This is a genomic window from Blautia sp. MSK18_10 (assembly GCF_020553185.1).
GTDB lineage: Bacteria > Bacillota > Clostridia > Lachnospirales > Lachnospiraceae > Blautia_A > Blautia_A wexlerae.
The window spans coordinates 1-20,559 of sequence record NZ_JAJCGT010000050.1 but is presented as its reverse complement, the minus strand read 5'-3'; the positions used below and the strand labels follow the sequence as shown (position 1 = coordinate 20,559).

The following is a 20,559-nucleotide window of genomic DNA, read 5'->3' as shown; positions in this document are numbered from 1 at the left end:
TTGTATGTCTCAGGATTTTGGCATATTCATGCCAAAACACCTCGCGGGATAGTGGTGTGTGAACAGTAACGGTTAAATACAATAATCACTCCACCCATTCTCCTGGGCAGACGTACAGCTGCTCCGCACCATCAGTTTACATTCCAGTTCCATCCTGGTCACAGCTTTATGTCCGTTATTGATCCGATCCAGCAACAGCCACAGGGCAAATTTCCCCATATCTTCCTTCGGCAGATGAACCGTTGTCAGCATTGGCGTCGTAAACTGCGCCTGTTCAATATCATCACTGGCGATCACAGAGGGCATATAGATATTTTTCCTGCGGCTTAACAGCTTCAGCACGCCTACCGCAGTAATATCATTTGCACAATAAATCCCCGTAGGATAATCCGGCATGGCAAGCAGTTTCTCCATGGCTTCATATCCTTTCGCTTCCGTCTGGTTCGTCTCAATGACAAAGTCCGGATCCAGTTCCAGATGATGGTCATAAAGTGCCTCCACAAAGCCCCGGTATCTCGCTTCATTATGACATTCTCCGATATAACCAATATTTGTGTGACCCAGCTCGATCAGATGCTCAACCGCCATAAATGCAATCTTTTCCCCGTCACATACAACTTCATCTACAACTCCGGAAGATGCATTTCGATTCACACATACCACATTCTTATATTTCTTTCGAAAAAGCGCCAGTGCTTCTTTATTACATTTTCCGATCACGATCAGACCATCACAGTGCCCTTCTGTCTGTTCATACATCTTCTCAATAATATCTGCTATATTTTCCCTTCTGCACCGCTTGTCACTGGAAAAAATAGCCCGGTACCACACCTGAGACAAAATACAGTTATTTCGATGAATCTCTGTTTCTACCACTCTCAGCTGTTCATCAAAAAAAGGATCCACATGCGCAGAGTCGGTCCTTGTCATCAAAATATTTATATAGCAGGTTTTCTCCTCTGCAGAACTGCTCCCGGTTTTCAATCTTCGGGCGGCTTCATTTGGCACATAATTTAACTCTATTGCTGCCTTACGTATACGTTCTCTTACCTGAGGAGAAGAACATTTATAATCCGGATTATTTAACACTCTGGAAACGGTCGCAGATGATACCTGCGCCCGTTTCGCGATTTCCTTGATTGACATTTTCTCTTCCCTTTATTTTTCCATAAATTTTATAAAGCAACAATTTAGATGCCAGATTTAATAATAGGTTTTGTTCATCATATTCTCTATTTCATACTTTGTCAATATAAATTATATGTTTTATCCCTCATAAATCTGATCAAACACTCCGCCATCAGAGAAATATGTTTCCTGCGCTTCTTTCCAGCCACCAAAATCATCAATAGTCACAAGGTTAATATCCAGATCAAATACATCAGAATACTCTTTCAGAATGTCTTCATTAGATGGTCTGTAATAGTTATCTCCCGCAATTCTCTGGGCTTCATCAGAATACAGATAATTCAGATACTCTGTAGCCACATCTCTGGTTCCTTTTTCATCTACAACTGTATCTACCACTGCTACAGACGGCTGTGCCAGGATACTGATACTTGGAGTTATGATCTCATAATCATCCGGATAATCCTTTACAGAAAGATAAGCCTCATTTTCCCATGCGATCAGTACATCACCCTGTCCGTTCTCTACGAAAGAAGTAGTCGCTCCTCTTGCACCGGAATCCAGAACCAATACATTCTGATACAGCTTCTTAATGAAGTCCTTAATCTGATCTTCATCTCCATTAAATTTATCCTTCGCATACGCCCATGCTGCCAGATAATTCCATCTTGCACCACCGGAAGTCTTTGGATTCGGAGTAATCACGCCTACACCATCTTTTACCAGATCATCCCAGTCCTTAATCCCCTTTGGATTTCCTTTTCTCACAAGGAATACAATTGTTGAAGTATATGGAGAACTGTCATCCGGAAATTCATCAATCCATCCGTCATCGATCAGTCCTGCATTCTGAATAGCATCCACATCATATTCCAGTGCCAGAGTAACTACATCCGCTTCCAGTCCATTGGCAACCTCAAGTGCCTGCTTACCGGAACCTCCATGAGACTGTGTAATATCCACATCCTGTCCTGTCTTCTCCTTCCAGTGCTCCTGGAATATCTTATTATACTGTTCATAAAGCTCTCTGGTCGGATCATAGGAAACATTCGTAATACTTACGCTGTCTGCCGCATAAACTGTGTTTCCTGCTACTGTCCCTAAAGTAACTACTGCCGCAAGGGCTGCTGCTGCAAATATGATTTTTCTGTTCATAATATTCTTCCTCCTCTGAAATGTGTTTACAAACTTGACTTGTAACTTTTTCTTCTCAAGAGAACTTTTTTATTTCACTTATCATTTATGCTCTGTTCTCTTGCTGATGAGGTATTATAAACATAGTTTTCATATAAATAAAATATGAATATCTGAAAACGTTTGCACTATACGATTCTGAGTTTCAATTCATTCATGAGTTTCCATCTCTATAACGCCAAAAAAGAGCCCTTACTTATCACAAATACAAGATCTTCTTCTCTTATTTTCTGTTTTGTGAAAACGTATTCACCATATAAATCAACTATGATATCTATCTTTTATCTGTTCAGTGTACACTCACCCATCACATCTGCTTGCAGAATCGACAAAAACCTGCATTTACATCCCATTGACTTTTCCAGATGCTTGTGTTACTCTAACACAAGAAAATCTGCATATAGATGATAACAACGGGAGCCTGTGTGACAGGCTGAGAGGAAGATTGATCTTCGACCGCACCTGATATGGATAATGCCAGCGTAGGGACTGTATTTGTATATTAAAATCTGCCAGTGTGTTATTCGGCAGATTTTTTTGTAGGATTTTATTTATTTCCTGCACAACTAATCAACTTTTTCATTTCAAGGAGGTTCATTATGAACACAGACAGATCAAAAACACTCAGAATGGTCATGCTCGCCATGATGGTTGCCATCGGCGTTGTCATCTCACCCATTCTGAGAATCGAGGGTATGTGCCCTACTGCACACCTGATAAACATCGTCTGCTCCGTACTTCTGGGACCGTGGTATTCACTTCTTTGTGCCACTCTCATCGGAATCATCCGAATGATGTTTATGGGTATCCCGCCACTTGCACTGACAGGTGCCGTATTCGGCGCATTTTTATCAGGCGTTTTCTACCGCGCTTCTCATGGAAAGATTATCTGCGCAGTAATCGGTGAGATCTTCGGAACCGGTATTATCGGCTCTCTGGTTTCCTATCCTGTGATGGCATTTCTCATGGGCAGAAGCGGACTGAACGCATTTTTCTACACACCAATGTTTCTGGCAGCAACCTGCATGGGCGGTACTATCGCCTATTTTTTCCTGAAAGCATTAAGTCACGCAGGAATGCTTGCCAAATTTCAGCAAAGCCTTGGAGCAAAAGTATATGACCGTAAATCAGACAAATCCCAGACAACTGACCCGAGCAGCCCAACCGCTGATTCACTGCATCACTAATCCGATTTCTATTCATGACTGCGCTAATATTATTCTGGCGGCCGGAGGCCGCCCGATCATGGCAGAACATCCGGCAGAAGTAGCTGAGATCACCAGAATTTCTCATGCACTGGCACTGAATCTTGGAAATATCACCGATGCGCGTATGAAATCCATGCCGGAATCTCTGAAAACTGCTGCCAGTCTCCATATCCCTGTTATGCTTGATCTGGTAGGAACTGCCTGCAGCAATCTGCGTTACGAATTCGCGCAGAATCTTATGAACATCCACATGCCCGAACTCCTTAAAGGAAATATGTCTGAACTTCTTGCCATGTCCGGACAGACCGCACATGCAATCGGAATTGACGCAGGCGTACAGGATGTACTTACAGACGCCAATCGTTCCCATCTGAAAGAACTTTTCCAGGAAAAGGCTTCCCGGTGGAATACCACACTTCTTATCACAGGCAAGGAAGATATGATCGTCTCTGCCAATAAGTGTGAATTTATTACAAACGGTACTCCTGCCATGTCACAGATCACAGGAACCGGATGTATGCTTGGAATGATCTGTGCCACCTATCTGGCAGTTACAGACCCATTTACAGCAGCCCTCTCAGCAGCCAGAGAATTTGGCACAGCAGGAGAAAGAGCAGAGAAAAACAGCTCCGGACCCGGAAGCTTCCAGACAGAGCTGTTCGATCAGTTTTACAATCTTTTATAATCTGTAGTTTATCAATAATTTTTTTCATAAAAAAGTTCCCGTCAGACAATATGGATAAATTTCTTCCATATCATCTGCGGGAACTTTTTATACTATTTCCGCACTGCGCATCTTTCCCAGTTCTCGTCTCGCAAACACAATTGCCAACACAAATGCCGCCGCATCTGCGATTGGTCCTGCATACATCACTCCATCAATTCCCATAAACAACGGAAAGATAATGATCAATGGCAGAAGAAAAATCACCTGTCGTGTCAGAGACATTACAATACCCAGCTTCGCCATACCGATAGAGGTAAAGAAACCGGAAGATACTGGCTGGATACCGTTTACAAAGGTCATAAACATAAATATTTTCAGATAACGTTCTGCAAACTGAAAATACAGATCACTTCCTGTTCCGAAGATACCCACGATCTGGTGTGGAAATATCTGGAAACAGAAAAAGAATATCGTTGCAATTACTGTACAGGCAGTTACAGAATAACGGTATGCCTGTCGTACTCTGTCATATTTCTTTGCTCCGTAATTAAATCCCCAGATTGGCTGACTGCCCTGAGAAATTCCGATACAGATTGCCATAAATACCTGATTAACTTTGGAAATAACCCCAACACAGGCAATTGGAATATCACTTCCATATACAGAATTTGCTCCGTAATAACGTAGAATATTATTCAATACGATCTGCACGATTGCCATTGCAATCTGATTAATACAGGAAGCAAGTCCCAGAGAAATAATTGCCCCCAGATATGACAGTTTCGGTTTCAGCATCTCACCGGACAGATACATTTTTCGGAACTTACAAAAATACACAATTACCAGAACTCCGGAAGCAACCTGTCCGATCACTGTTGCCCATGCAGCACCTTTAATCCCCCATCCAAATCCAAAAATAAACAGCGGATCCAGAATAGTATTAATAATCGCACCTATCATAATGCAGACCATAGAATAAGTCGGACTTCTGTCTGCTCTGACCACATGATTCCCGCCGACAGACAAAATATAAAATGGAAGTCCAAATGCAGTAATACCTGTATAATCAACAGCATAAGGCATAACATCTGCAGTTGCCCCGAACAATGTCAGAAGTGGTTTCAGGAACATCAGTACAATCACAGCAAGTATCAGACCACTGATTGCCAGTGACGACAACGCAGTACCTGCAATCCCGCTGGCTTTCTTCTCCTGTCCTGCCCCCATTTCCAGATTATAATTTGATGCACCGCCAATTCCCAAAAGCAATGCCAGCGCAGTTGCGACCGTTGTAACAGGAAACGCCACATTTGTAGCTGCATTTCCCAGCATCCCCACACCCTGGCCAATAAAAATCTGGTCCACGATATTATACATCGCACTGACCAGCATACTGATGATCGCAGGAATCGCAAACTTAGCGATCAGTCCACCCACGGGTGCTGTACCCAACGGATTCTGTGCCTGCGAATTTATTTCCTGCGTACTTTGGTTACTTTTTCCCAAATAAACTCCTTCCTCTCTTTACATATTTGACACAATTTCTATCCCTGATAAATAATAACACACTTGTAGGAATAACTTTTATTATGCCGTTTCTTTATGCCGTATTATTTACTTTAACATTTATTCTCCTTCTCTGCAACGAAAAAGCAGGGGATTTATTGCATCCGTCAATAAATCACTCCTGCTTCTATTCTTAATGCCATCACTTTATGAACATTTTATATTTATTTTTCATACAAATCCTCTGATATTTTCTATACCTCCTCCAGACAAAACAGTCTAGCACTAACCGGATTTGGAAATTCTACGGTTAACTCTCCAGCCTCTTTATTCCACTTATAATTACATGGTTCTGCTTTCGGATAACCACATACCACTTTCAAATCCTGACCTTTTCTGTGCTCAACAGGAATTGTTGCAAAAGCAGTCTGACTGTTTCTTCTCCATACAGCCACATAATCTTTCTTACCTGCATTCAATCCCATGCTCACCCACGGATCGCGATATTTAGAAAGACCTAATGGCCAGAACGGTACTGCATTCTTGATATCTACACGGATTGTTTTATAATATGAGATTGCCTCTTTTACAAGATCAAATCTTTCCTGACTCAGATTTACCAGATGACCGCTCTGATGGATTCGAAGTAGTATTGCATTAACCATATTGAAAATTACTTCTTCCTTATCGCCTTCAGTCAGAGGATAAGACCAAATAGCAGCCTGCTCGGGCGTTAATGCCATTGGAGAATTTGCTGCGATTGTAGCATATCTTATATAGTCTTCCTGGTCACTGGTAGACTGAATGCTGTAACGTGAAAGCATTGCATAATCCATTCTCAGACCACCGCTTGAACAATTCTCAATAACCAGATCCGGATATTTTACAAAAATCCCATCCAGCCATTTCAGGTATGCACGGTTATGACCAAGAAGTCCATCACCTGCACTGTCCGCGTTCAGTTCTGTTCCAATTCCCGGTTCAATGTTGTAATCCATCTTAATATATCCAACGCCATATTCATTTACAAGACGATCGATAACTTCTGTTGCATGAGCAATAACTTCTGGATTACGGAAATCAAGCTGATATCGGCTTCTGTCATAAACCTTTTTTCCATGTCTCATAAAGTACCAGTCATCCGGAACCTTATCTGCTTTCGGGCATTTGATTCCCATAACTTCAAGTTCCAGCCATACTCCAGGGACCATTCCTTTCGAACGGATATAATCCATCACTTCTTTTAAGCCGCCCGGAAATCTTTCTTTGGATGGCAGCCATTCTCCAACACCATCCCACCAGAATCCTGCTGAATACCATCCACAGTCAACACAGAAATATTCGCAACCCGCTTCTTTTGCTTTATCAATCAGCGGAAGTTCTTTTTCTGTCGTAGGGTCTCCCCACAGACAATTCATATAGTCGTTAAAGATTACCGGAAGTTTTTCATTATCTTTATTCTTTCTTCTGATAGCACGACGATATTTTGTAAGTTCTCCTGCTGCCTCTTCCACATCTCCACATGCAGAACCGACACTTACCGGAACACTTGCAAAAGTATCACCCGGTTTCAAATTCTTCCACCAGTGAGACTGATGTTCTGTGGGGCCGGATAACTGCAAATACATATGTCCATCCTGATCACTGATTTCCCAGTACCAGGAACCATTCTGCTCAATCTGCCAGAACAGGATAGAATCTGTTTCTTTATTCTTCAGGCATCCCATAGGAAGATAATTCTTAGTAGACCAGTTTCCGGTATTTCCAACACTGATTGTCTGAGAAGAACGTCTTACTTTATCCGGCTGTGAAATAGACATACCTAGCTGATCCATACTGAAACGGTTCCAGATTAATTCCTTCTGCCATGCATTGCGTGCAATCAGAACTTCCAGTTTTTCATCAGTACTTAAAAGACCTTCTTTGTCAATACCAAGCAATGCAAAAGAAGATACATACTCAACTCCCAGATCTTCTTCTCCATTATTTTTTAACTCTGTCCAGCTTCTGATCACAGAGATTCCATCATAGAACTGAATATTACTGCATACTTCCAGTCCTGTAGGTTTATCTTCCATAAGGATCTCAAGTTTTCTTCCTGTCTCGTTTCGATAATCTTTCATATCTTTATATTTCAGGCGATAGCCAGGAGCAGTATAAGTATACTTTGTTCCATGGCGTTCACCCGGACGGTTTAAACCTGAAAGCAACACTTCTACCGGTCTGAAAGAAGCTGTTCCTTCACAGGAATTAATATCATTTTCATCAAACGGTAAGTTTGAAAAATGTAATAACTTAATCTCATTCTCATCTGTGATCTCATAGACCATGTTTAAATTATTTTCTTTAATTTCAATTCTCTTCATGATGTCTCACCAATACTTTCTTCTCTAAACTTATTCTCAATTTGCATCAACCTTTGACAGAACCACTCATTAAGCCTGCAAGGAAATATTTCTGCAGGAACAGGAAAATGATAGTTACCGGAATTACCGCGATAACAGATCCGGCCATCAGACCACCCCAGTCAATAGTATTTGCACCTTTGAATAACATGATCGCCGGTGTCAGTGTTCTGTATTTATCTGTAGAGATAAAGATGTAACCAAACATAAACTCGTTCCATGCATTAATAAATGCATATAATCCGGTAGAAATCAGACTTGGAACAGATAATGGTAAAATAATCTTGAAAATCGTCTGTGCTTTTCCACATCCGTCAATCTCAGCCGCCTCTTCCAGTGCCATCGGTACAGTATCGAAGAAACTGCTCATCATAAACGTACACAGCGGTATAACGAAAGTTGTATATGCCAGAATCAGACAAAGGTAAGTTTCCAGAATATGGAATTTCTGCATGATCATATATAACGGAACCAACAGAAGAACACCAGGGATCATCTGAGACAACATCATTGCAAAGTTGGAAACCTTTACAAGTTTCTGTTTATAGTAACGACTTAATGCATATCCTGCCATTACAGCAATTACCATAGAAAGTCCACAGGCAATTACAGATACGATAAAACTGTTCTTAATATAATTTATAAACCCTGCCTGGAACAGTACCTTCTTAAAATTCTCCAACGTAGGTGCATGAATCACAAAAGAAGGAATCGCCGTACGAATCTCGTCTTTTGGCTTAAATGCTGAAATCACCATCCAGATAAATGGGAATACACAATATATGGCAATTATAATAAGAAGAATATATGAAACGGTTTTTACAATCGTTTGATTTTTTTTATTCAACATATTTCCTTTTCCTCCTTTTAGCTTAAATCATCACTGATTTTCATTCTCTTTCTGTAATAGAAAAGGAACATAATAAACATCGCAGTAAACATCATCGTTGACAATGCAGACGCAGCGCCAACATCAAAGGTCTTCATTGAATACCTGTAGATCATGATTGGAAGTGTCTCTGTTGCATAGTTCGGTCCTCCCTCTGTCATAACCCAGATAAAGTCGAAGTTAATTGCAGTCCAGATAATATGAATAAATACAATTACAAGCGATACAGATTTCAACTGTGGTAAAGTAATTTTGAAAAATCTTGTAAACATTCCAGCACCATCTACTGCTGCCGCTTCATTCAAATCTGCTGGAATAGACTGCATTGCAGACAGGAATGAAATTGTATAATACGGGAAAGATCTCCAGATATTTACAAAAATTACAGTTGCCATTGCATATCTGGAATCACCAAGAAAATTAATCTTTTCAGAAATAAGTCCCACTTTCAGAAGCAGGTAATTGATAATACCAAAGTCTGGATTTAACATCCAGTCCCATGTCATACCTGCAACAATAATTGGAACCAGCCATGGGATAAATACTAAAGTACGGAAGATTGCTCTTCCTTTAAATTTCTGATTCAATAAAACTGCAGTAAGCATACCCATAATATATTCACCAGCTACAGAAAATACTGTCCAGAAAATTGTGTTTCTTATTGCCTGTGCAAAGTGTTCATCTGATACTACTTTCTTAAAGTTATCCAGACCGGCAAAACCTGTCATACTCTTATTGATCAGATGTACGTGTGAAAAAGCATCATGAAGAACCTTTCCCAGAGGATATGCAATCAGGCAGGCAAGGAAAATAAGAGCCGGCAGTAACATAACCAAAGCATATCTTCTTGCCTGCTGATCTCTTGTCAGTTTTCCGTCCGTTTTTTTCAGTAATTTTGACATATATAGCCTCCTATCTAAACATTTTCAGATAAGAAAAGCTGGAATGCTTTCACATCCCAGCATTTCTTTTAAAACGTTTATTCGCTCAGTTCACCATTTTCCTGTAAAGATGCATTTACTGCGTCACTCAGCCAGGAAGCTGCTTCTTCTGCAGTTTTACCTTCCTGAAGGACCTTAGCGATAGAATCTACCATTGCCTGATTGATTCCGCTTAATGTTACAGGAGGGAATGTTACACCTGTGTCAGCCAGTGCTGAGAAGTCTTTACTCCATTTGGAATCTGTAGATACATCAGAACGTGGGGATCTGTCAGCAAATGCTGCTTCCTGCCATTCTTTGCTGCAGAATGCTGTTGCAAGATCAAATGCTTCGTCCTTGTTCTCGCTGCCTTCCATAATAAACATTGGTTTACACTCCATGTATGTAGCAGGCTGTCCATCAGCTGGGTATGGAATCGGAGCTACAGATACATCACCCATAGTATCCGAGTTAGAAGATTCTCTCTCTGCAAGCCAGTTACCAGTTACATATGTTGATGTGATTCCTGTTGCGAAGTTTTCATCTGTTTCTTCCCATCCCCAGTTTTTAGCACTGGAATCGATAATCTTGTTGTCAATCAAATCCTGATAGAACTGGAATACTTTTGTTGCTTTTTCAAGTTCATCTTTATTTTCATTCCATGTGTTTTTGTATTTTCCATCATCCTGTGCAGATGCGATTTCCAGACCGTACTGTGCAAGATAAACCAGAAGTTCCTGAGAAGCACGAACTCCTGTGCATGCAACCTCTGTCAGATATTTACCATTATTATCATAGTAATCTGACTGAGCAAGTAAATCTTCCCATGTTGCAGGAGTTTCGATACCTGCAGTTTTCAGATCGTCATCATGTACCAGATATGCTCGAACTGTCATTTCATATGGGATACCAATAACTTTGTTATCAATTGTCATTGCATTTACAACAGAATCTGAAAGAGCATCTTTGTCTTCCCATTCGTTGAATTTGTCTGTAAGGTCAGCTACGATTCCCATGTTGTAGAATTCACCAACATATTCCGGAAGTCCCCAGATCAGATCTGGTACATTTCCACCTGCTGCAGCTGTCAGGATTTTTTCATGAAGCATATCATAGGTGAAATTTGTCTGGTTTACAGTATTTCCTGTTTCCTCTTCCCATTTCTGAATCATTTCCTGGCTTGCCTTTTCTGTGTCAGCGCCCTCTGTCCAGCAAGTCCATAATTCAATTGTTTTTCCTCCGTCTTTTGCAGATACACTTACCGGTGCTACCATCGTTCCCACCATTGCTGCAACCATAATTGCGGATACTACTTTCTTAAACATTCCTTTTCCTCCTTGTTTATTTTTAGTGATTCGGTATATTTCATACGATGTATATAGCATACCTTTTGTATATTTACAACAATTTAGGAGGGACTTCCAAATAATACCACTCTTTTCAATTAAAAATCCCACGTAAAATTATCTGTTGTTCTTCTTATATTTTGCAGGACTGCATCCATAAAAATCTCTGAATTTGTCTGTAAAAGTACGCACATCCTTATAGCCAACCTGACTGGCAAGCTCATAGGTTTTCATGTTTGTTTCCATCAGATACTGTAATGCTTTTTTCATTCTGACTTCCAGCAGATATGCCTTAAAATTCTCACCTGTTTCCTTCTTGAAAAAGGCACTGAAATAATAAGGATTCATATAAACCATCTGTGCCATTTTTTCCAGTGTAATGTCTTCACTGAAGTGTTCCGAAATATATTCTTTTACTTTAAAAATGGAATCATTCTCCTGGTTTCCTTTGCAAAATACACATTCATTTACAAACCGTTCCATAATACTCTTAAATTTTTTCTTCAGGTCTTCATATGTATTTTGTCCTCTCAGTGCTTCTACTTCTCTTTCCAGTTTCTTCCTGTTTTCCTCATCAATTACTTTACATTGCAACAGATCATGACATACATTCATCGCCAAGATAATACATCTGCTTTCCACTGCATAACAGCTTCCATAATGAAGATTCCTTATAATTTTCAGACTTTCGTCAAAAGAATCCTTCCAGTTTTCATCATGTCCTAATATTTTCTGAGTCAGCTCTTTACACTTCTTTTCAAACTCTTCAAAAGAATAATTATATACTCTTTCTACGTTTTGATAATAAATCGTTTCTTTCTGAGTAAAATAGTAAATACCAGCAGAGAATTTAGCAGTTTTATAAAGATATTCCACTTTATCTGCCTGCGTTGTAATTTCCCCGATTCCTGCTATCAATTCTACTCCATATTTCCCATAAACGATTTCTCTGATTCTGGAAATAATTGTTTCGGTTTCATTCTGCAAGTCTGTAGAATATAATACCAGGATGATAGTGCTACTATTTTCACTTCTTTTGGTTACAAATCCATTCCTGTTTTCTTCCAGATATTCTTCAATCTCCTTAAAAACTGCAAATCTCATTAATTCAAAACGGTTACTGTCCTGAATTCTCTGTACCAGATCACCTTTCAGCACAAAGCAGACACCTGCAAAATATTTCCCTTCATTCAATAATTCTTTTGAAACATGCAATTTTCTTTTTTTTCTTTTTACCGGAAAATTATTAATCTCTTTAAAAACGTTCTCTACATTTTGTTGTTCAATCTTCCAGACTGCCTCTGGCTGTTCCTGAACAATCTGATCCTTTGCCCTGTTGATTGCATTTTCCAGTTCTTCTACAGAAACAGGCTTCAGAAGATAGTCCACTGCCCCATATGTTACAGCCTCTTTTGCATAGGAAAACTCTTGAAATCCACTCAGAAAAATAACCTTTGTTTTCAGCTTACGTTTATTTATTTCTTTTAAAACATCCAGTCCTGTCTTTTCCGGCATACTGATATCCGATATAATAATGTCTGGTTCCAGAGTATCCAGCAGATTCAAAAGTTGTTCTCCATCTTCAGCCTCCCCGACAACCTCCGTGTCCATCTTTCCCCATTCCATCATCTTTTTCAGACCACGTATAATCAGTGGTTCATCATCCGCAATGATAATTCGGTACATCTTAAACATCCTCCCAGATTAATGGCAGCCAGTATTTTACAATGGTGCCCATTCCTTCATATGCATCAATTTCCAGTCCGTACTCATTTCCGTACAAATGTTTAATACGGTCAGAAACATTTTTGACTCCTATGCTCATTCCTTTAATATCCTCTTCTGCTACTCTGGCATCACTCTTTAATAGTGCCTGAACTTCTTCCAGCCTTTCTTTATTTATTCCCACACCATTATCCATAACTGTAATCTCAAGAAAATCCATATTTTGTTTCGCCTGTACTACAACCTCTCCAGGTCCTTTATTCGGACGCAACCCATGCTTGACAGCATTCTCAACAACCGGCTGAATAATCAGATGCGGTACTCTGCATTTCCATAATTCCTTTGGTATTTCCACACTCAGAGAGAATCGGGAATCGTACCGCACTTCAATCAGTTTAAAGTAATTGGAAATACATGCGATCTCCTGCTGCAAAATAACCATATTGCCGGTTGTCCCGATCAGATATTTTAACTGCCCGGACAAACTGTCGATCATAGTAGCCACCAGCATGTCATCGTTTGTGATTGCAGACATTCTTATGACATCCAATGTATTATACAAATAGTGTGGCTGGATCTGTCTTTTCAGTGCTTCCAGTTCTGCATCTCTCTGTCTGATTTCCGCAACGTATGCCTTCTGAACATATTTGTTCAGATTTTCAGCCATCTGATTCATTCCATTTCCAATATCCTGAAACTCATCATTTGAATCAATATGTACTCTTGCATCCAAATCACCCTTTTCAATACAGCTCATGGTCTCTTTCAGCATCTGTACAGGTTTATTTAGTTTCTTTGAATAATACATATACACAAGCGCCAATAAACTTACTCCAATCACGATCAACAGCATTGTTGTATTTCTTATCATCTTGTAGGCACCTTCAATCGTTCCTGGTATTACCCTGTCAATAACAAGCCAATTTGTACCATCAACCTTCTGATATACAAGACATTCATTTTTCTGCTCCAGATATCCACTTTCCTTATTTTTCATAGCATCCAGGAGAATTCCATCATTTTGAGCATTTATTCCTTCATACTGTTTCTGTGAATGATAAATATATTTTCCGGAAGCAGAATCTACTACATATATTTCATGGTTTGTTCCATAACTTTCCTGTGTCAGCATCTTTTTTAAATAATCCGCCGAAATATCAATAAACAACGTCCCCAGAACTTCTGATCCTGCTTTTCGGATTGTAGCTGTATTCATAATATTTCTGTAAATTGTAAAATCATTTTTCTGTGAATTTCTATAATATTTTGTTTCATGAGTGGACATGATCTGTACATTTCTGGAACCTATCAGATAATGACTCTTATACCATTCCTGCATTTCCTGTTCATCGATCAGCAATTCCGGCGCTTTCATAGAAGAATACATTTTTCCATCCGGAGTAACAAAAAATACATGATCAATTGCCTCATTCATATACAGGATTGTCCGAAGAATTTTTGTAATCATTGCATTCCTCCCTGTTTCAGACATTCCCGTATCTTCAAACAACTCATAAAAATAATCATAATCAGAAACACTACTCTTATAAATATATTCCGTATCATCCGCAATTTCGGTTATAAGATCCGAAATATTCTTTGCCATAATCTGATCTGTCATAGAAAAATTTCCAAGAATATTTTCATACATCGTATTTGAATATACATTATAGATCAGCATTCCCATGAGCAAAAAAGGAATCAAACCCATAAACAGAAACATAATTACCAGTTTTGCGTAGAAACTCCTGAATCTGATCTGTGGTTTTTTCATAAAAATTACTCCTCCTGTGCCTCTCTGTCCCATGCCTGATCTATTTCTTCAGCAGTCTTTTCTACCGTATATTCTCCTGTATACAGTTCTTTTAATATCTTGTTGACATCAGTCAGAAAAGACGATGCTGTTCCCTGCATTCCCAGATACACTGTATTCTTATCTGCATATCTGTAATCTTTCAGAAGTTTCTGCTGAGCAGAAGGTGCCGGATAAATAATCGCCTCCTTCGTTACCGGAAGCCCATACATTCCCTGTATCATACTTCTGTAATTTTCTTTTGTGTAAAAAAATTTCAGAAACCTCTGTGCAGCCTCTTTTTTTCTGGTATCTTCTGTACATGTCTCTGACAATGCCCAGTAAGCATTATTTCTCGTCAAAGCCGTAAGATGTCCATTGTCATTTCCCAGAAAAAACCATCCCAGACGATAAGTTACCGGATCCTGATCTTCTGGAATTTCCTCTCCCAGAGAAGTTTTATCCGATTCTGTAGACATTGGATATGCATCTATTATCTTGGTAAAAAGCCAGGGTCCCGCATATATCATTGCAAACTGATTTTCCGTCATTCTGGTTACAATCTGGTTCTCTGTCATATTTTCCGAATCTTCCAGAATATATCCTTTTGAAAAAAGTTCCTTTAAGTCTTCTAACATATGTATGGATTCTGCACTTGTAAATTTCACGCTTCTCTCTTTTCTCATTTCCAACCAGTCCGGATTCTCTTCCATAATATCTTTCTGGAAGAAATAATTAAGCCAGTATGTCATATTTTCTTCCTGATTACCGCCAATTGCCAATGGACAAATTCCTTCTGCCTTCAACGTATCACAAATCTGAATAAATTCTTCATAAGAATCCGGTATTTCCAGATCATATTTTTTAAATATATTTTTGTTATAAATTACACCATTTGTGGTCGCGTATATCGGCAGACCATAACTCTTTTTATTAATCACAATCACATTGGTCACCATATTGCTTACCTCCGCATCAATTGCCCCCAGCTTTCCCGCATCAGCAAACGCATCAACATTTTCCAGCTCAAAAATATCAGGAAATTCGTCCAGTGCCTCCTTTACCTTAAGTTCGTTTTCACAGTTTGCTTCTCCTGAATTTTCTGTGTTAATAATAATATCAGGGTTCTGTGCCATAAACTCATCGCATAAAGTTTCCATCGCTGCCACCCATGTTACATCTGAACCAGAATACAAAAGTGAAAGTTCAACTATATCCTCTATACTGTCACTGTCTTCTGCCTTTACCTCTTTCATATTTGCACTCCCGATTAAGCTTCCTATAAGAATCACAATAAAAAACATACCTTTTTTTATTCTCATTTACATAATCTCTCCCTTTAAGTTTCTATCATTTTCAAGACTATATCTGATGTTTCTGGTGTCAGTTGTCATATTTCGTGCATGAAGTCCCCTATATGCAGACGGTGTAAGTCCATAAAATTTTTCAAAAGTATAAGAAAAATGCTGTCTGCTGTTATATCCGGAAGCAAATGCAATATCCGTAATTCCAAAACTACTATTGCAAAGCAGAAATACTGCCTGCTCCAATCTTTTCTGGTTTATATAATGATTGATCGTACATCCTATCTTGTCTGTAAACAATGCCTGAAGATATGATTTGTTAATATCCACGTATGCCGCAATTTCTGGTATGCTGATTTCTTCCAGAAAATGTTTATCTATATAATCACAAGCTTTTTTCAAATAAATAACTCCTTGTGTGTTCTTCTTTAAGCTTATACAATATGTTAATTCTACCATCGTTCTACTAAGCAGAAGTCCAAAAAGAAACTCTTGATCATCCACCTTATTCTGGCTTTTCTGAAGATAGGAGAGCAAATCTTTTATTGCATATCCAAGACTTCTTCCATCATTTGCAGCGATATATCCCTGTGGCATCTGAAAACATTTCTGAAAATCCCGAATCTTCTCAAGCAAGATTTCTGCCTCCACTGCCGTTTCTTCTGAGGTCAGCGCAAACTCCAAATTCAATACAGAACACGGCCTCCCCTCTGTAATTTCCAGTTGATGCTGTATTCCGGGCAAAATATAAATAAACTCACTGGATTTCATTCGTAACCATTCATTCTGACAAAAAATCCTGCATTCTCCCGACGTTACATACATAATTTCAAAACTATCATGAGCATGACATTTCATATGATATTTTACCAACGATAACGCATAAAATGCAGTTACTTTAAAATACTGTTTCTCTTTTTGAAATATTCGATACATGACCAACTCTCCTTGTGTACCAATAAATTGATTTCCTGAACAATCTCGCATCTATAACAATCCTAACACATTTTTTGCTTTTTTACATCACACTCAAAAATTAAATGCGATAATATCTTGCATTTCATTATACAGCCGATAATAACTGTCACCAAACTTCTTAATAGACTATATACTGTAAAAAAACACAGGAGGGATTTTTATATGAGTTTTAAAATTGCATTTATTGGTGCAGGAAGTCTTGTATTTGCCAGAACATTATTTACAGATATTATATCTGTACCTGAATTTCACAATATCGAAATTGCCTTCACTGACATTAATCCGGACAATCTTGAAAAGACAAGAGAATTATGTCAGAGAGATCTGGACGCAAACAATATTCCAATCAGAATTGAAGCAACAACCAATCGTCGTGACGCCTTCAAAGATGCACGTTATATTGTTAACTGTGTGCGTATCGGTGGGCTTGAAGGATTTGAAACAGATGTAGAGATTCCATTGAAATATGGAATAGACCAATGTGTAGGGGATACCTTATGTACTGGTGGAATTATGTATGGACAGCGTGTTATCGCAGAAATGCTGAACTTTTGTAAAGACATTCGTGAAGTTTCCGAACCTGGAGCAATCATGCTGAACTATTCCAATCCAAACGCAATGGCTACATGGGCCTGTAACAAATATGGAAAAGTCCGCACTATCGGACTTTGTCATGGCGAAATTCACGGAGAACAGCAGATTTCAGAAGTTCTTGGTATTCCAAGAGAAGAGCTGGATGTCATCTGTGCCGGAATCAATCACCAGACCTGGTACATTTCTGTAAAACATAATGGAGAAGATATGATTCCTAAACTTCTGGCAGGATTCGAAGCGCATCCTAAATTCAGTCAAGAAGAAAAAGTCCGCATTGATATGTTAAAACGTTTCGGATACTATTCTACCGAATCCAATGGACATCTCTCCGAATATGTAGCCTGGTACCGCAAACGCCCTGATGAAATCAAAGACTGGATTAATCTTGATAACTGGATAAACGGCGAAACTGGTGGATACCTCCGTGTTACACGAGAAGAACGTAACTGGTTTGAAACAGATTTCCCGAAGATTCTGGCAGAACCAGCAAAAAAATTAGATGGTTCTGAACGAAGCAAAGAACACGCTTCTTATATTATTGAATCTCTGGAAACAGGACGTCATTACAGAGGACACTTTAATATTATGAATGAAGGATGCATCACAAATCTTCCATGGGAATCGGTAGTTGAAGTTCCCTGTTATGTAGATGGAAACGGAATCAGCATTCCTAAAGTAGGTGACCTTCCACTTGGCTGCGCAGCAGTATGCTCACAATCAATCTGGGTACAAAAGCTGGCAGTTGAAGCTGCAGTTCATGGCGATGTACAGCTTCTGAAACAGGCAGCTATGATGGATCCACTGACAGGTGCTGTATGCAACCCACCTGAAATCTGGCAGATGATTGATGAAATGCTGGTCGCTCAGGAACAATGGCTTCCACAGTACACAGAAGCCATCAAAGCGGCCAAAGAACATCTTGCAAATGACCCGCTGATTCCAACAAAAGATTACCATGGTGCTGCAAGGCTCCGCGAAAAAACCCCTGAAGAAGTAGCCGCAGAACGCGATGCACGTAAAATCACAGCCTGATTTTTCCAGAATGCTAATATACGAAAAATATACAAAATACAGCATGCTTATTAATACATATATCCTTCTAAATACAAAAGCTGACACATTCATCTGTGCCAGCTTTTTGTATTTTATCTGTAAATTTATATCAAATAATTCCCTGTCACTTCTCAGAAACAATTTATACTGTTTCTAATACTGGCAAAGCCCTGCCCTATGCATATTGCATTTTTTAACCGAATCAAGTAAGTCCCCTGCTTCAATTGCAAATATCCGCTTGACTTGAAACGTATGACTTACTTATTTTTAATCAGTCTATAGCAATTAAAACAGGAAACTTTCTCAGTTCAGCTAAAATCTCGTACGTTTATTCACATATTTCGCCTTATACTTAGAATAAACAATCGTCTGATCCTTATACAATCCATAATATCCCGAAGCCGCATAGCTGATAGAAACCGCAATCAGATAAAAAGGAACTCCCTTAAATCCAAACATTTCAAATGCGATCAGAATTGATGTGATCGGGCAGTTTGTCACTCCACAGAATACCGCCGTCATTCCACATGCAGCACAGATAGATGGCGAAAATCCCAGCCAGTTTCCCATCACACATCCAAAGGTAGCTCCTATACAGAACGAAGGAACAATTTCCCCGCCTCGGAATCCTGCACGCATTGTCAATGCAGTCAGTACCAGTTTCCAGAAGAAATCCAGAGGTCTTGCCTGTCCTTCTTCCACTGCCTTCTCAATCAGCTCTGCACCTGCACCCATATAATCTGAAGTTCCCAGAAGTAATGTAATTCCAATCACCAGACAGGATCCCACAACTACACGCACATATGGATTCTTAAACCACCTTCCATATGCTCCGGCAACTCCATTCAGCACCATACAGAATACAATACTGATTACTGCACATCCAACAGCGATAGCACCCATTTTCAAACCCGTTTCAATAGTCAGCTTCGGAATATCCACTACATGAAAAGCCTCCGGTGTAACTCCCATTCCTGCCGCAAATCCGGATGCAACCAGGGAAGCAATCATACAGGGCATCAAAGCTGTATAATACATCACTCCTACACTGACTACCTCCAGTGCAAAAACAGCCGCAGCCATCGGTGTTCCAAACAATGCAGAGAATGCTGCACTCATACCACACATAACAATTACATGTCGGTCTTCCTCATCCAGATGAATCCAACGTCCAAGCTGATTGGCAATACTTCCACCAAGCTGTATTGCCGCACCTTCACGTCCTGCAGAGCCACCTGCCAGATGCGTAAGTGCTGTAGAAATGAAAATCAGAGGTGCAGATAAAATCGGCACATCGTCCTGTGATCTCACAGTAGAAAGCACCTGATTCGTACCTCCATCATCCTTACCAAATTTCTCATACAGGTATACAATAATTAATCCCATCACCGGAAGCAGATAGAACATCCATTCATTTTCTTTCCTGCAATTTGTCACACTCTTCAGCACAAAAGAAAACAGTGTACTCGCCGCTCCTGTAATACCTCCTACAAGTACCGCGAGCATCAGCCATTTTACAAGATTTCCCACATCACGCTGAATCTCACTACTATAATATTGAAGCTTTTTTTTCAGTAAGCTTTTCGCTTCCGTACTTTGTTCTTCCGTGTCATTCTCCTGATCTGCACGCTTTTCCTCTTTCTCCATTTCCCCCTCTTACCTTTCCTTATTATTTTACATACAAATTTGCTATTTCTATTTTAGCATACATTTTCCATATCTACCAGAAAGATAAGACAGAGAAAATAAAGGTTATTGGAATTATATGTTACTGTTCACTCCGTTCACAGTAACGTAGCCAAAATTCATTCCAGATTGCCTGCGGCAATGGAATTTTGGCTTATATGTCT

The 20,559-nt window shown here is 39.5% G+C and carries 15 protein-coding genes and 1 riboswitch; of the genes, 3 read left to right on the top strand and 12 right to left on the bottom strand.

Going from position 1 to position 20,559, the window contains the following annotated elements; genetic code table 11:
* Window positions 1–72: 72 nt before the first annotated feature.
* Window positions 73–1,146, bottom strand: a complete 1,074-nt coding sequence (locus LI074_RS15040; RefSeq protein ID WP_118342302.1) for a LacI family DNA-binding transcriptional regulator — start codon at window positions 1,144–1,146, stop codon at window positions 73–75.
* A 120-nt stretch (window positions 1,147–1,266) separates the two neighbouring features.
* A complete protein-coding gene (locus LI074_RS15035; protein ID WP_118342305.1) occupies window positions 1,267–2,283 on the bottom strand; it encodes a sulfate ABC transporter substrate-binding protein in 1,017 nt (338 codons plus the stop codon).
* Window positions 2,284–2,725: 442 nt separating this feature from the next.
* Window positions 2,726–2,829, top strand: a riboswitch (TPP riboswitch).
* Window positions 2,830–2,921: 92 nt separating this feature from the next.
* Between LI074_RS15035 and thiW the strand changes: the two genes are divergently transcribed.
* Both thiW and thiM read left to right on the top strand, forming a co-directional pair.
* Complete coding sequence (thiW, locus tag LI074_RS15030) at window positions 2,922–3,509, top strand: energy coupling factor transporter S component ThiW (RefSeq protein WP_055060620.1); 588 nt, start codon at window positions 2,922–2,924, stop codon at window positions 3,507–3,509.
* Window positions 3,439–4,215, top strand: a complete 777-nt coding sequence (gene thiM / locus LI074_RS15025; RefSeq protein ID WP_173698340.1) for a hydroxyethylthiazole kinase — start codon at window positions 3,439–3,441, stop codon at window positions 4,213–4,215. Before thiW ends, thiM begins: the two co-directional genes overlap by 71 nt.
* A gap of 87 nt (window positions 4,216–4,302) precedes the next feature.
* On the opposite strand, the gene LI074_RS15020 is transcribed toward thiM, so the two are convergent.
* From LI074_RS15020 to LI074_RS14980, 9 genes are all read right to left on the bottom strand, one after another.
* The gene (locus LI074_RS15020; protein WP_243101599.1) at window positions 4,303–5,703 is read right to left on the bottom strand and encodes an MATE family efflux transporter; all 1,401 of its coding nucleotides are present in this window, start codon (window positions 5,701–5,703) and stop codon (window positions 4,303–4,305) included.
* Between the two features lie 254 nt (window positions 5,704–5,957).
* Entirely contained in the window at window positions 5,958–8,069 is a 2,112-nt protein-coding gene (locus LI074_RS15015; RefSeq protein WP_118342311.1) for a glycoside hydrolase family 36 protein, read from the bottom strand.
* Window positions 8,070–8,115: 46 nt separating this feature from the next.
* Complete coding sequence (locus LI074_RS15010) at window positions 8,116–8,958, bottom strand: carbohydrate ABC transporter permease (RefSeq protein ID WP_055060617.1); 843 nt, start codon at window positions 8,956–8,958, stop codon at window positions 8,116–8,118.
* A 17-nt stretch (window positions 8,959–8,975) separates the two neighbouring features.
* Complete coding sequence (locus tag LI074_RS15005) at window positions 8,976–9,899, bottom strand: carbohydrate ABC transporter permease (protein WP_055060616.1); 924 nt, start codon at window positions 9,897–9,899, stop codon at window positions 8,976–8,978.
* A gap of 77 nt (window positions 9,900–9,976) precedes the next feature.
* Entirely contained in the window at window positions 9,977–11,242 is a 1,266-nt protein-coding gene (locus LI074_RS15000; RefSeq protein ID WP_118342314.1) for an extracellular solute-binding protein, read from the bottom strand.
* Window positions 11,243–11,380: 138 nt separating this feature from the next.
* On the bottom strand, window positions 11,381–12,949 hold the full coding sequence (locus LI074_RS14995; protein WP_173698339.1) for a response regulator transcription factor: 1,569 nt from the start codon (window positions 12,947–12,949) through the stop codon (window positions 11,381–11,383).
* 1 nt (window position 12,950) lies between these two features.
* The gene (locus tag LI074_RS14990) at window positions 12,951–14,762 is read right to left on the bottom strand and encodes a sensor histidine kinase (protein WP_055060613.1); all 1,812 of its coding nucleotides are present in this window, start codon (window positions 14,760–14,762) and stop codon (window positions 12,951–12,953) included.
* 5 nt (window positions 14,763–14,767) lie between these two features.
* Window positions 14,768–16,102 carry an ABC transporter substrate-binding protein gene (locus LI074_RS14985; protein ID WP_118342319.1) on the bottom strand — a complete coding sequence of 445 codons (1,335 nt, stop codon included), beginning with the start codon at window positions 16,100–16,102 and terminating at the stop codon, window positions 14,768–14,770.
* Complete coding sequence (locus LI074_RS14980; RefSeq protein WP_055060611.1) at window positions 16,103–17,020, bottom strand: AraC family transcriptional regulator; 918 nt, start codon at window positions 17,018–17,020, stop codon at window positions 16,103–16,105. It lies immediately after the preceding gene.
* Window positions 17,021–17,224: 204 nt separating this feature from the next.
* On the opposite strand from LI074_RS14980, the gene LI074_RS14975 reads away from it, so the two are divergent.
* Window positions 17,225–18,688: an alpha-glucosidase/alpha-galactosidase gene (locus tag LI074_RS14975; RefSeq protein ID WP_118342322.1), complete on the top strand. Its 1,464-nt coding sequence runs from the start codon at window positions 17,225–17,227 to the stop codon at window positions 18,686–18,688.
* 333 nt (window positions 18,689–19,021) lie between these two features.
* Here LI074_RS14975 and LI074_RS14970 read toward each other — a convergent pair whose 3' ends face one another.
* Window positions 19,022–20,356 (bottom strand): chloride channel protein, encoded by a 1,335-nt coding sequence (locus tag LI074_RS14970; RefSeq protein WP_173698338.1) that lies wholly within the window; start codon window positions 20,354–20,356, stop codon window positions 19,022–19,024.
* Window positions 20,357–20,559 lie beyond the last annotated feature (203 nt).

Bases quoted from the DNA above. Each gene is read 5' to 3' on its own strand.
- LI074_RS14995 (WP_173698339.1), bottom strand. From the start codon at position 12,949: ATGTACCGAATTATCATTGCGGATGATGAACCACTGATTATACGTGGT.
- LI074_RS14980 (WP_055060611.1), bottom strand. From the start codon at position 17,020: ATGTATCGAATATTTCAAAAAGAGAAACAGTATTTTAAAGTAACTGCA.
- LI074_RS14985 (WP_118342319.1), bottom strand. From the start codon at position 16,102: ATGAGAATAAAAAAAGGTATGTTTTTTATTGTGATTCTTATAGGAAGC.
- LI074_RS15005 (WP_055060616.1), bottom strand. From the start codon at position 9,899: ATGTCAAAATTACTGAAAAAAACGGACGGAAAACTGACAAGAGATCAG.
- LI074_RS15010 (WP_055060617.1), bottom strand. From the start codon at position 8,958: ATGTTGAATAAAAAAAATCAAACGATTGTAAAAACCGTTTCATATATT.
- LI074_RS14975 (WP_118342322.1), top strand. From the start codon at position 17,225: ATGAGTTTTAAAATTGCATTTATTGGTGCAGGAAGTCTTGTATTTGCC.
- thiM (WP_173698340.1), top strand. From the start codon at position 3,439: ATGACCGTAAATCAGACAAATCCCAGACAACTGACCCGAGCAGCCCAA.
- LI074_RS14990 (WP_055060613.1), bottom strand. From the start codon at position 14,762: ATGAAAAAACCACAGATCAGATTCAGGAGTTTCTACGCAAAACTGGTA.
- LI074_RS15015 (WP_118342311.1), bottom strand. From the start codon at position 8,069: ATGAAGAGAATTGAAATTAAAGAAAATAATTTAAACATGGTCTATGAG.
- thiW (WP_055060620.1), top strand. From the start codon at position 2,922: ATGAACACAGACAGATCAAAAACACTCAGAATGGTCATGCTCGCCATG.
- LI074_RS15000 (WP_118342314.1), bottom strand. From the start codon at position 11,242: ATGTTTAAGAAAGTAGTATCCGCAATTATGGTTGCAGCAATGGTGGGA.
- LI074_RS15035 (WP_118342305.1), bottom strand. From the start codon at position 2,283: ATGAACAGAAAAATCATATTTGCAGCAGCAGCCCTTGCGGCAGTAGTT.
- LI074_RS15040 (WP_118342302.1), bottom strand. From the start codon at position 1,146: ATGTCAATCAAGGAAATCGCGAAACGGGCGCAGGTATCATCTGCGACC.
- LI074_RS14970 (WP_173698338.1), bottom strand. From the start codon at position 20,356: ATGGAGAAAGAGGAAAAGCGTGCAGATCAGGAGAATGACACGGAAGAA.